The sequence below is a fragment of the Chryseobacterium sp. HNCC26DJ241 genome (assembly GCF_057180505.1).
This window is the reverse complement of record NZ_JBXUGL010000100.1, coordinates 1-267: the sequence shown is the minus strand read 5'-3', so window position 1 is coordinate 267 and position 267 is coordinate 1. Positions and strand designations below refer to the sequence as shown.

The following is a 267-nucleotide window of genomic DNA, read 5'->3' as shown; positions in this document are numbered from 1 at the left end:
AGGAACTTTTTGTTTTTCTGCATTTCTGTTTTTTTGATTTTTTTTAAATTTCCGTCTTTCCGTCTTTTTGAATTTCCGTCTTTCCGTCTTTCCGACTTTCCGACTTCTGCTGACTTGCCGTCTTCCCATCTTCCCGACTTTCGGACTTTTGCAGACTTCCATTTAACAAAATATATTTTTTTCACTTTTTTTTTAATTTATTATTCTAAACCACAAAAAAGTTTTACATTGGCACAAGGTTTTAACGGTAAAAAATAAAGCATTGGC

General features: G+C 32.6%; 1 protein-coding gene. It reads right to left on the bottom strand.

Annotation, left to right across the window (positions count from 1 at the left end; translation table 11 throughout):
- Positions 1-185, bottom strand: a 185-nt coding sequence (locus tag AC2A1C_RS15915; RefSeq protein ID WP_484026917.1) for a hypothetical protein, incomplete at its 3' end; no start/stop codon positions are given.
- Positions 186-267: the final 82 nt, after the last annotated feature.